This window comes from Actinomyces sp. SKVG-SVH-4(1) (assembly GCF_048514265.1).
GTDB lineage: Bacteria > Actinomycetota > Actinomycetes > Actinomycetales > Actinomycetaceae > Actinomyces > Actinomyces oris.
Genome location: NZ_JBGEVE010000004.1, coordinates 263,366 through 274,570, shown reverse-complemented (window position 1 = coordinate 274,570; position 11,205 = coordinate 263,366). Strand labels below are relative to the sequence as shown.

Annotated in this window: 9 protein-coding genes; 6 read left to right on the top strand and 3 right to left on the bottom strand. The window is 64.0% G+C overall.

What is annotated here, in order from left to right:
• Positions 1-201: 201 nt before the first annotated feature.
• Both AB7V09_RS05845 and AB7V09_RS05840 read right to left on the bottom strand, forming a co-directional pair.
• Positions 202-978 carry a phosphotransferase gene (locus AB7V09_RS05845; protein WP_419143204.1) on the bottom strand — a complete coding sequence of 259 codons (777 nt, stop codon included), beginning with the start codon at positions 976-978 and terminating at the stop codon, positions 202-204.
• Between the two features lie 1,408 nt (positions 979-2,386).
• Positions 2,387-3,106: a FadR/GntR family transcriptional regulator gene (locus tag AB7V09_RS05840; protein ID WP_009406019.1), complete on the bottom strand. Its 720-nt coding sequence runs from the start codon at positions 3,104-3,106 to the stop codon at positions 2,387-2,389.
• 218 nt (positions 3,107-3,324) lie between these two features.
• On the opposite strand from AB7V09_RS05840, the gene AB7V09_RS05835 reads away from it, so the two are divergent.
• The gene (locus AB7V09_RS05835; RefSeq protein ID WP_419143198.1) at positions 3,325-4,413 is read left to right on the top strand and encodes an alpha/beta hydrolase; all 1,089 of its coding nucleotides are present in this window, start codon (positions 3,325-3,327) and stop codon (positions 4,411-4,413) included.
• On the opposite strand, the gene AB7V09_RS05830 is transcribed toward AB7V09_RS05835, so the two are convergent.
• The gene (locus AB7V09_RS05830; RefSeq protein WP_279015306.1) at positions 4,410-5,156 is read right to left on the bottom strand and encodes a FadR/GntR family transcriptional regulator; all 747 of its coding nucleotides are present in this window, start codon (positions 5,154-5,156) and stop codon (positions 4,410-4,412) included. The two genes, AB7V09_RS05835 and AB7V09_RS05830, sit on opposite strands and share 4 nt — an antisense overlap.
• Here AB7V09_RS05830 and AB7V09_RS05825 point away from each other — a divergent pair.
• From AB7V09_RS05825 to AB7V09_RS05805, 5 genes are all read left to right on the top strand, one after another.
• Complete coding sequence (locus AB7V09_RS05825) at positions 5,146-5,343, top strand: hypothetical protein (RefSeq protein WP_175284664.1); 198 nt, start codon at positions 5,146-5,148, stop codon at positions 5,341-5,343. The genes AB7V09_RS05830 and AB7V09_RS05825 overlap by 11 nt on opposite strands.
• A gap of 79 nt (positions 5,344-5,422) precedes the next feature.
• The gene (locus AB7V09_RS05820) at positions 5,423-7,006 is read left to right on the top strand and encodes an ABC transporter substrate-binding protein (RefSeq protein WP_419143197.1); all 1,584 of its coding nucleotides are present in this window, start codon (positions 5,423-5,425) and stop codon (positions 7,004-7,006) included.
• A gap of 209 nt (positions 7,007-7,215) precedes the next feature.
• Positions 7,216-8,181, top strand: a complete 966-nt coding sequence (locus AB7V09_RS05815) for an ABC transporter permease (protein ID WP_075414978.1) — start codon at positions 7,216-7,218, stop codon at positions 8,179-8,181.
• On the top strand, positions 8,181-10,331 hold the full coding sequence (locus AB7V09_RS05810; protein ID WP_419143196.1) for a dipeptide/oligopeptide/nickel ABC transporter permease/ATP-binding protein: 2,151 nt from the start codon (positions 8,181-8,183) through the stop codon (positions 10,329-10,331). The genes AB7V09_RS05815 and AB7V09_RS05810 overlap by 1 nt, the downstream gene beginning before the upstream one ends.
• Complete coding sequence (locus AB7V09_RS05805; protein WP_004565287.1) at positions 10,331-11,158, top strand: ATP-binding cassette domain-containing protein; 828 nt, start codon at positions 10,331-10,333, stop codon at positions 11,156-11,158. Before AB7V09_RS05810 ends, AB7V09_RS05805 begins: the two co-directional genes overlap by 1 nt.
• Positions 11,159-11,205: the final 47 nt, after the last annotated feature.

The following is an 11,205-nucleotide window of genomic DNA, read 5'->3' as shown; positions in this document are numbered from 1 at the left end:
GTCTGACCGACGCCGCCAACGACATCCTCACCGCCCTGAGCACCCCACCCCCGGCACACTAAGCGTCATGAGTCAGGCGGTCGACGTCAGGGCCCGAGTAATTGCAGCAATGGTCACAGATCAAGTTGCAGAATCGCGTGACCTCCCAAGTCACCTGTCGACCGGACGGAGGTGGCCGGAATCGGCAGGATTCCTCTTCCCTCATAATTGGTTCCATAGACGCACCGCCATTCTCAGTGGCTCTATGGAGAGCATCGGTACCTCCGGTGAATGACTTGTCACCTGTGGTTGGTCGACCAAGACACGGGTGAAGTATGCAGCGCAGGACACCGCCCATATTACGCAGCACGCGGCGAGCTGACGGGGGGAAATAGCTAACACTTCATGTTCATAAGCAAAACGATCAAGCATATCAGCAGCTAGCGCACCTCGTGTGTTCCAGCTGATTCGGAGGGCAGGATTGTAGGCGAGACGAACCACATCCATCGCGGGCACGTCGAGTCCAAACGATTCAAAGTCAATCGCCACCGGTCCGTCGTCTCCGATTAGAATGTTCGACGGCTGAAAGTCCCGATGAATGGCATGCGCGGGCAATGTGGAGACGATGGGCAACACCACACTCGGGGGCGGAAGGCCCCGACTGTCAGTCCTCCCCTCTAACTCTCGCCAAGCAAGAGGATACTCACGATGCTTAGGCGCACGACCGGGGGGGCCGGTGGACAAGGAAGAGTATAGGGCGGGCACCGCTGCTAGGGCAGCTTCAAGAACAGCGCCACGGAGTTCGCTCAACCGTCCACCGGAGACGTAGTCGGTGACTAGTAATCGCGCCTCAGCGTCGGCGAGATGCATGCGTGGCACGATAGGGAGTCCATTGAAGCGCGAGTAGGTTGCAAACTCATTTCTCATCGCGTGCACGGCCTCCTGCGCGTACGTTTTCGCGAATCGAAGGCCATCCGCCGTTTGGCAGATCGCTAACATGTGATCGAGTCGATGTACGCTCACGACTTTGATTTGAGAGTCGTCCCCCGCCCAGGTGCGCATAGTGTCCAGAGCTGTTGATCGCCAATCAGGATCATCGGGTAGCGCAAAGGAAGCAGCTGAGACTTCGGTGTCTGTAGTAATTTGACTTCCAGTCATACATTTCACATCCTTGCTGGTTCTTGGCCCTACCTCAGGCTAAGTATAATTCATCCCCATCCCATCCGGGGCGAGGGGTTACGGGTGTAAATCGTTGGGATCGTGTGGGAAGGTGGGTGTGCCATAGGCGGCGCACGCGGAGCTTTGTGTCAGTTGGGGTTCGACCGAACTTAGAAGGCTCCGCTTACCGTTCATGATACCGCCTCAATGTTCCGTCTGCCGGTGGTGCGGCGGCTATCGGCTGACCGCTGTGCTCATGACGCCCGGTTCTGTCGGCATGTCGCCACCCGGTGGGCCCAGGCCATGATGCTGCGCTGGCTGATCAAGGCCACCGGTGTGGCCGCCTTAGTATGCCACCCGCATGTGTACCCGGCAACCGCCTGCTCCTGCCTTCACGAGGCCCTGGACGCAGACGCCTCCCGTTCCCCGGACCTGACCGAGGTCATCAACCAGCAGCACCAGCGGGGTGAGCCCTTGGCATGGCTGGGCGTCACCCTGATCCGTTCTGACAAGGGTGCGGTCCGCACACAAAGAGGAAATCACTCGCGGCGCTCGTGTAAGCACAAGGCATCCGGGGGAATCGTCCAAGTTCGACCGACTCTATCGGCTTGCCAGTGTGGGTTTCGCTGGTCGAGTCGGGCTCGCCCCATGCCTCACCGCCGCGCGCCCATGCGCTATCCGCCCTGTGCGAAGGTCGCCTCCCAGGGGCTGAAGACTCTGTGGGTAAGTGCCACACCGGCGCTGGCATCGGTGTGCTCACGCCCCTAGAAAGCACCAGCCCCGACGATACCACCTACAACCATCTGCACATCTCCCTACGTTCCCCTTGTAGAGAGGGCAAAGGGCATGCCCAAGCACTTCAAGGCCCTGCAACGCGTCACCCTCGGCTAGCGTCGTACCGCTCTCGCCATCATCAACCTCATCAAACACCCCTAGTGAGTAGAGACTTATCGTATTCTGGTCAAACCTGATGCGTATGCTGGTAATCATTACTGGCTCGTTGATGCTGTCGGCGCCACCAGCAGCAAGTGATCAAATGCTAGGACGAGTTCGACACGTACCCCGTGAGCTCCACCAGTGCATGAGTTCCCATTGAAGGACGCTTGTCAGTGCCCGGTAGCGATACCAGGTGAGCACACCGTTCAGGAACGCAGTACGGAGCCCCCCCACCACCCTTCGCAGGTGGTGGGGGCTCCGTACTGTCGGGTTATGACAGCGCCCCGGGCGCCAGGGCCCTGCGCCGGGTGGCTCAGGTGAGGACGGCGAGGAGTGGGGCGTAGTGGTCGGTGATGGCTTTGCGGTAGGCGGGGGTGTCTCCGGCGTGGGCGGCTTGGAGCATGGCTCGGTGGGCTTTGGCGGTGCTGGTGAGGTCTTCGAGCTTGGGGGCGTCCAGGAGGGGGACGGTGAGGGTGTGGATGGCCCAGAAGGCTTCGGTGAGGTGGAGGTAGAGGTGGTTGTCGAGGGGTTGGAGCAGGCGGGTGTGGAAGCAGCGGTCCTGGTCGGTGAAGAGCTTGCCTTGGGAGGCGAGGTGCTCGATGTTGTCGACGAGGGTGTTGAGCTCGGGGTCGTGGCGGTTGTGCCAGGCGTGGGTGACGGGTTCGGCCAGGGCGTTGTCGAGGGTGATGCGTACTTCGACGATGTCGCGTAGTCCGCGGTGGTCGTCTCCGGGGTTGAGGAGGCCTTTGAAGATGAGGGACTCGACCATGGGGCGCATGGAGACTTGGCCGACGAACATGCCGTGTCCGTGGCGTACTTCGACGATGTCGAGGGCGACGAGGGTGCGGACGGCTTCGCGCACGGAGGAGCGGGATACTCCTAGGTCGGTGCACAGCTGGGACTCCGTGGGCAACGCGTCACCAGGATGCAGACCCTTGGTGAGGATGTAGTTCTTGATCTCGGCCATCGCCGTGGATGACTGAGTCATCGGGGTGGTGGTGAGGCCGGACATGACACCGCGGGAGATCTGCATGGCCCCATTGTCCGACTTTTGGTTCATTTACGCTGGTGAATGTCGAACCGCACTCACCCGTGCGTTCTCAAGGCTTCGAGCAGCTGCAGTGCTGAGGGAGGAAGCCTTCGAGGGAGTCCATCGTCGGGCGGCTGTCGGAAGTGGGGCTTGGTACCGCAGGTCAGTGACCGATTGTGAGCGGCTTGCTGCTATAGCGCTCACAGTGCAACAGTTGCGGCATGTCTCGCACGCATGAGGAGCTCCCCGCCCGTCCTGCCTACGACAGTGCCACCGCCGCCCTGCTCGAGCGTATCGAGCCGCTCGGCGTCTTCGGGACCATGACGGTGCAGGCCATTCCGAGCTGGCGCGCACCGGCTGACGAGGTCCGGGCAAGTTTTCAGCTCAGGCACCCCGACATCGACCTGGAGGACGTTGACGTCCTTCGTCAGAACGGGACGACGCTTCCCGCTGCGGTTGCACGAAGCGCCCAGGGCGCCTGCGTGGGCCGCCCCGGCCCCCTGTTCCTCTCCCTGCACGGGGGAGGGCTGGTGATGGGTTGCCGTTTCAATGGTCTGTCGACCGTTGTCCCGTGGCTGCGGCGGTACGGGGGCGTCATCGTCAGCCCCGAGTACCGTCTGGCTCCCGAGGATCCAGCACCGGCCGGCGTCGAGGACTGCTACACCACGCTGTGCTGGGCGGTCGAGCACGCCGGGGAGCTCGGTGCTGATCCGGAGCGCGTCATCGTCGTCGGGCCGAGTGCCGGGGGCGGGCTGAGCGCCGGCACGCTGCTCATGGCGCGAGACAGGCGAGGGCCGGCCGTTCTCGGCGGGCTTCTGGACTACCCCATGCTGGATGACCGCACCGGCATGCCGCACTGGCAGGGATCGGTCTCGGCGCGTCAGTACCCGGACGACGGCACCTGGCCGACGGCGTACAACAACGTCGCCTGGGACGCGGCGCTGGGGGAGCGGCGAGGCACGGAATCGGTCACCCCCTATGAGGCCCCCGCCCGTGCCCCCTGGCTGGGCGGGCTGCCGCCGCTGTTCATCTCGGTGGCCTCCGCGGAGGTCTTCCGGGACGAGGACGTCGCCTTCGCCTCCAGGGTGTGGCGCGATGGCGGAGATGCCGAGCTGCACGTCTATCCCGGGGGCACTCACGCCATGGAGTTCGTCAACGCGCGTTGGCTCGCGCAGGGGCTGACGGCGGCGCGCGATCTGTGGATGGACAGGCTGCTTCGTCCGGAGGACCCGCGCCTCAATGTCGTGGCCGTGGCGCAGGCCGGCACCTATCCGGCCCTGACGGAGGAGTTCTCCGCTGGGTTGTCTTAGGTGAGGACGGCGAGGAGTGGGGCGTAGTGGTCGGTGATGGCTTTGCGGTAGGCGGGGGTGTCTCCGGCGTGGGCGGCTTGGAGCATGGCTCGGTGGGCTTTGGCGGTGCTGGTGAGGTCTTCGAGCTTGGGGGCGTCCAGGAGGGGGACGGTGAGGGTGTGGATGGCCCAGAAGGCTTCGGTGAGGTGGAGGTAGAGGTGGTTGTCGAGGGGTTGGAGCAGGCGGGTGTGGAAGCAGCGGTCCTGGTCGGTGAAGAGCTTGCCTTGGGAGGCGAGGTGCTCGATGTTGTCGACGAGGGTGTTGAGCTCGGGGTCGTGGCGGTTGTGCCAGGCGTGGGTGACGGGTTCGGCCAGGGCGTTGTCGAGGGTGATGCGTACTTCGACGATGTCGCGTAGTCCGCGGTGGTCGTCTCCGGGGTTGAGGAGGCCTTTGAAGATGAGGGACTCGACCATGGGGCGCATGGAGACTTGGCCGACGAACATGCCGTGTCCGTGGCGTACTTCGACGATGTCGAGGGCGACGAGGGTGCGGACGGCTTCGCGCACGGAGGAGCGGGATACTCCTAGGTCGGTGCACAGCTGGGACTCCGTGGGCAACGCGTCACCCATCTGCAGACCGGAGCGCAGGATGTAGTTCTTGATCTCCGCCATCGTGGCTTCCGCCTGGGTAGTGGGCGACGCCATCAGTGTGGAGTAGGGGCCATGAGGGATGATCGGCTCATCGACTGCGGACGTGAGGTTCATCTCTTTTCCTGTGGTGGTGGTTGCTTGCGGCGTGGAGGCTCTGTTCATGGTGCTGCTCTTCTTGGTGTCGGCCACGGTTCTTGCTCTGTCAATCATTGTTGGTCACTACGATGTGATTCCGCTCGTCGAACGACTCGCCCCAGCGGTGGGGCGGCAGTTCGCGAACGCCTTGCCTGCGAGGTCGTGAGTGGTCTGGACGCCCTGACTTCTGCTACAGTCATCCTACCAACGTCAGACATAAGACGTCAGACATCAGGAGAGAATCAATGGCGATCACAACTCCGGCGGGTACCAGCCGCCGCAACTTCATCAGGCTGACCGGCACCCTGGGTGTGGCTGCCGGCCTTGCGGCCAGTGTGGCGGCGTGCGGCAAGGGGGGTAAGGCGGCGAACAAGGACGGTGTCATCACGGCGGGCATCTCCTATGAGCTGGGCACCAACGGCTACGACCCCGCGACGACCAGCTCCGCTCTCACGATTGCGGCCAACTGGCACACCATGGAGGGGCTCACCGATATTCACCCGGCGACCCGTAAGGTGTACGCGGCTCTGGCGGCGGAGATGCCCAAGAAGATCGACGACACCACCTACGAGGTGACGCTGCGCAAGGATGCGAAGTTCTCCAACGGCTCGGCCGTGACCTCTGAGGACGTCGTCTACTCCTTCGAGCGAATCCTGCTTAAGAAGCTGCCGCCGTACTCGAACTTCCTTCCCTTCATCGACAAGGTGGAGGCCAAGGATGCCAGTACCGTCACCTTCAAGCTCAAGCACGCCTTCGTGCTCCTGCCTGAGCGTCTCAGCGTCGTCAAGATCGTCCCCAAGGCGGTTGTCGAGGCTGACCCCAAGAACTTCACGTACAACCCCGTCGGCAGCGGGCCCTACAAGATGACGGACAACGGTGCGGCGAAGCAGGTCATCGTGTTCGAGCGCAATGACCACTACAACGGTCCGTACCCGGCGCTGGTCAAGACCATGAAGTGGAACATCATGCCTGATGACACCACCCGCACCAACGCGATGACCTCTGGCTCCGTGCAGGCCATCGACGCTGTTCCGGCGGCCAACCTGCCGACATTCACGGAGCCGATCAAGGTCTCGGCGCTGCAGGGATTCAGTCTGCTCTTCGCCATGTTCAACAACACCACCTTCTCCAACGTCAAGGCCCGTCAGGCGGTGCTCTACGCCCTGGACTACGACAAGATCTGCAAGGACGCCATGGCCGGGCTGGCGACGCCGGCAACGTGCTTCGTCCAGGAGGGGCACCCCGCGTACAAGAAGGCCAAGACGGTCTACTCCAAGGATCTCGACAAGGCCAAGGCACTCCTGGCTGAGGCGGGGATCACCAGCATCAGGATGCTGTGCTCGGACCACGGCTGGTTCTCCGGGGTGCGTCCCGTCATTCGGGAGAACCTCGAGGCCCTCGGGGTGACGGTCACCTATGACGAGAAGAAGTCGTCCGATTTGTATAACTTCATTGAGTCCAAGGATGGGGCGAACGCGTGGGACGTCGTCATCGCGCCCGGGGATCCCTCGGTCTTCGGTGAAGATGGGGACCTGCTCATGCGCTGGTGGTACGACACGTCTACGTGGATCGAGAATCGCATGCACTGGAAGGGCTCGGAGGGGCAGAAGGCGATCTATGCACTGCTCGAGGAGGGGGCCAAGCTCGAGGGTGACAAGCAGATCGCCAAGTGGCAGGAGACCTTCGACAAGATCTCGGAGGAGGTTCCCCTCTATCCGATCTTCCACCGCAAGAGCCCGATTGCCTACAACTCCTCGACCCTCAAGGACTTCCAGCCGATCAAGCTGACTGCCCTGTCCTTCGTGGGGACGGGGTCGACCAAGTCCTGAGAATCGCGCACGGGCGGTGTGGCTACCACTGGAAGGTGCCGCGCCGCCCGCGTTGCGCTCGCGGCGTCAGTGTGTTCGAGGCGAAAGTAACGGACTTGCGATCTGACGTCAGACATCAGACAATTGGGGTGGCGGTCGACCTTGCGGCCGCCACGTCACCCAGCCGCCCCTCCTAAGGCGGCAGGACGCTAACGCAAAGGAGCATTTCAGTGTCCAACCTCATCCGCCTGATCGGACGGCGCCTGGTCGCGCTGCCGGTCATGGTGCTGGGCGTGACGCTGCTCGTCTTCGTCGTCATGTCGTTCTCCTCGGCAGACCCGGCGCGTCTCGCGCTGGGTGAGTCGGCCACGCCAGACGCCCTCGAGCAGTACCGAGCCGCCCACCACCTCAACGATCCCCTTCTTCAGCGGTACTGGGACTACCTCCTGGGCCTGGTCCACGGAGACCTCGGCACCTCCTTCACCGGAGTTGATACCTCTCAGCGGGTTGCCGAGGCCTTCCCCATCACGCTTCAGCTGACCTTCATCGGAATCTTCGCCGCCGTCATCGTGGCCACGGTCCTGGGCATCACTGCGGCCCTCTATCGCGACAAGTGGCAGGACCAGGTCATCCGCGTCATCTCCATCGCGTGCCTCGCCACCCCGTCCTTCTGGCTCGCCCTGCTTCTCATTCAGTGGTTCTCCACGGTCCCGGGCGGTACGGGCACCTTCCCGGCGGTGGTTGCCGAATGGGTGCCTCTTGACGAGGATCCTGCTGCCTATGTCAATCAGATCTTCCTGCCGGCCCTGGCCATCGCGGTGCCCAATGCCGGCTCACTGACCCGCGTGGTGCGTACCGCCATGGTCGAGGAGCTCGACCGCGACTACGTGCGCACCGCCATCGGCGGCGGCGTCCCCAGGAACGTCGTCGTGGCTCGCAACGTGCTGCGCAACGCGCTCATCACGCCGCTGACCGTGCTGGGTCTGCGCTTCGGCTACGCCATGGGAGGTGCCGTCGTCATCGAGATGATCTTCAACATCCAGGGCATGGGCAAGCTCATCTTCGAGGGCATCACCCGTAATGACGTGAACGTCGTTCAGGGAGTCTCCATCACGGTGGCACTGGCCTTCATCATCATCAACATTGTTGTTGACATGCTCTACGTCCTCGTCAACCCACGAATCAGGAGCATCTGATGCTGCACCGCTCCACACTGGACAAGGCCTCCAAGCCCGGGACGCGCTTTCAGGGCTGGAAGGCGCTTCCCCTGGGTTCCAAGATCGCTGTCGTCGTGCTCGGCCTCATCGCTCTCATCGCCATCCTGGCCCCCGTCGTCGCCCCATACTCTCCCAATGCGACCGGCCTCGCAGTGGCCAAGTCGACCGCCAATATTGAGGGCGCCGGCAACCTGACCACCAGCGACCTCTCCGTGGCCCCCTCGATGTCGCACCTGTTCGGCACCGATGCCACAGGCCGCGACATCTTCTCCCGCGCCGTCTACGGCTCCAGGGTCTCGCTGGTCGTCGGCCTGACGGCCACCGGTCTGGCCCTCCTGGTGGCCTCGGTCCTCGGTGCCGTCGCCGCCACCTCCCGCAAGTGGATCGCTGAGACCCTCATGCGCGTGCTGGACGTCGTCATGTCCTTCCCCGGCATCGCTCTGGCGGCCGTCCTCGTCTCGGCGATGTCGACCCGCCTGCCGATGCTGCCGGTCATCATCGTCTCCATCGGCATCCTCTACATCCCCCAGCTCACCCGCGTGGTGCGCGCCAACATCATCGCCCAGTTCGGCGAGGACTATGTGGCCGCCTCCAAGGTGATGGGTGCCCCGGTGCCGTGGATCCTCCTCAAGCACGTGGCCCGCAACTGCATCGCCCCCATCATGGTCTTCGCGACCGTCCTGGTGGCCGACGCGATCGTCTTCGAGGCCTCGCTGTCCTTCATCGGTGCCGGCATCAAATCCGTCAACACCCCGACCTGGGGCAACATGCTCTCTGAGGGCAAGGAGCTGCTTCTGTCGGGCCACTGGTGGCCGACCTTCTTCCCGGGCCTGCTCATCCTCATCACCACCCTGTGCCTCAACATCCTGTCCGAGGGGCTCACTGATGCGATGGCCTCTCCGCGCATCAAGGCCAAGCCCGACGTCCAGGCCGATGAGGAGGCCATGGAGGCCCAGGAAACCCTGAACGCCTGGGACGACGCCGCTGAGGCGGTGGTCGCCAACGCCTCCGTCGCTGACGGGGACGACGCCACGAACGGGCTGAGCACGCTGACCGGCGTCGTCGCTCCTGCGACAGAGGACGTTCCCCTGTCCGAGCGGCTCGGCTCCCTGCGGGTGGCCGAGCTCGCCCGGCGGGACCGCCTGGTTTACGAGGACACCGGCGAGGACCCGGTTCTGGAGGTCAAGAACCTCACGATCGCCTTCCCTGAGCAGCACGGTGAGGTCAACATCGTCGATGGCGTGTCCTTCTCCGTGCGTCCCGGCGAGACCATGGGCCTGGTGGGCGAGTCTGGCTGCGGCAAGTCCATCAGCTCGATGGCCGTCATGGGGCTGCTGCCTCCCTCGGCCCGGATCTCCGGCGAGATCATCTTCAAGGGACGCAACATCCTTGAGATGACGCCGGCTGAGCATAACGCGCTGCGTGGTCACGAGATGAGCATGGTCTACCAGGACGCTCTGTCCTCACTGAACCCCTCCATGCTCATCCGCACCCAGATGGCCCAGCTGAGCGCGCGCGGAGGCACCCGCAGTGCCGCCGAGCTGCTCGAGCTGGTGGGGCTCGACCCCAAGCGCACGCTGCGCAGCTACCCGCACGAGCTCTCCGGCGGTCAGCGTCAGCGTGTCCTCATCGCCATGGCGCTGACCCGAGACCCCTCCCTGGTCCTGGCCGACGAGCCGACGACCGCGCTGGACGTGACCGTTCAGAAGCAGGTCATCGACCTGCTCAACGAGCTGCGCGAGAAGCTCGGCTTCGCGATGGTCTTCGTCTCGCACGACCTGGCCCTCGTGGCCAAGCTGGCCCACCGGATCACCGTGATGTACGCGGGCCAGGTGGTTGAGCAGGCGCCCACCAGCGAGCTGCTGGCCAACCCGGTTCACGAGTACACCCGGGGCCTTCTCGGCGCGGTGCTCTCCATCGAGTCCGGCTCCAAGCGACTCCACCAGGTGCGAGGGGTCGTCCCCTCACCCAGCGAGTTCGTCAAGGGCGACCGGTTCGCTCCGCGATCGTCCCACCCGACGGTCGGACTTGAGACCCGTCCGGTGCTCAAGCCCGTGCCGGGCACGACGGAGCACAGCTACGCCATCACCCCCGAGCTCGAGGCTCTGCTCGCTAAGGAGAAGCACTGATGTCGCCCAACACGTCTGCATCGTCCTCATGGAGCGAGGACCAGCCGGTCGTCGAGCTCAGGAACGTCAATGTCATCCACAAGTCCCGTACCGGTGGCCTGTTCCACCCGGACACGGTTCACGCGGTCAACGACGTCTCGCTGAGCGTCAAGCGCGGAGAGACTCTGGGACTCGTGGGGGAGTCGGGTTGCGGCAAGTCCACCACGGCCCGAGTCATGGTGGGGCTGCAGCCGGTCACCTCCGGTGAGGTCATCTTCAAGGGTCGTCCCTTGGGGCGCTCGGCCTCGGACCGTCGCGATCTGGGGCGCAGCATCTCGGTGGTCTTCCAGGACCCGGCCACGGCCCTCAACCCGCGCATGATCGTGCACGACGCGCTCATCGACCCGCTCAACGTCCACGGAATCGGGTCGCCCAAGGAGCGTGAGGCCAAGGTGCGCGACCTGCTCCACCTGGTCGGGCTGCCCCCCAGCGCACTCAACGTGCTGCCTCGGCAGATCTCCGGTGGTCAGCGCCAGCGCGTCGCCATCGCCCGAGCGCTCGCCCTGGACCCCGACATCATCGTGGCCGACGAGCCCACCTCCGCACTGGACGTCTCGGTGCGCGCCCAGGTGCTCAACCTCCTCCAGGACCTCAAGGCCTCCTTGGGACTGGGGCTGGTGTTCATCAGTCACGACATCAACACGGTGCGTTACGTCTCGGACCGGATCGCCGTCATGTACTTCGGCAAGATCCTCGAGCTCAACACCACTGAGGAGATCTTCAACAATCCTCAGGAGGAGTACACGCGCACTCTGCTGTCGGCAGTGCCCTCGCTGCTTGATGTCTGAGTAGCCGGCTCCGGCCGCGGCCGGAGGTGCCGTCGCCTCATGGTGAG

What these genes read in the sequence shown, in the direction of transcription:
- AB7V09_RS05805 (WP_004565287.1), top strand. Translation starts at nt 10,331, where the DNA reads ATGTCGCCCAACACGTCTGCATCGTCCTCATGGAGCGAGGACCAGCCG.
- AB7V09_RS05830 (WP_279015306.1), bottom strand. Translation starts at nt 5,156, where the DNA reads ATGAACCTCACGTCCGCAGTCGATGAGCCGATCATCCCTCATGGCCCC.
- AB7V09_RS05845 (WP_419143204.1), bottom strand. Translation starts at nt 978, where the DNA reads ATGTTAGCGATCTGCCAAACGGCGGATGGCCTTCGATTCGCGAAAACG.
- AB7V09_RS05820 (WP_419143197.1), top strand. Translation starts at nt 5,423, where the DNA reads ATGGCGATCACAACTCCGGCGGGTACCAGCCGCCGCAACTTCATCAGG.
- AB7V09_RS05835 (WP_419143198.1), top strand. Translation starts at nt 3,325, where the DNA reads ATGTCTCGCACGCATGAGGAGCTCCCCGCCCGTCCTGCCTACGACAGT.
- AB7V09_RS05810 (WP_419143196.1), top strand. Translation starts at nt 8,181, where the DNA reads ATGCTGCACCGCTCCACACTGGACAAGGCCTCCAAGCCCGGGACGCGC.
- AB7V09_RS05840 (WP_009406019.1), bottom strand. Translation starts at nt 3,106, where the DNA reads ATGCAGATCTCCCGCGGTGTCATGTCCGGCCTCACCACCACCCCGATG.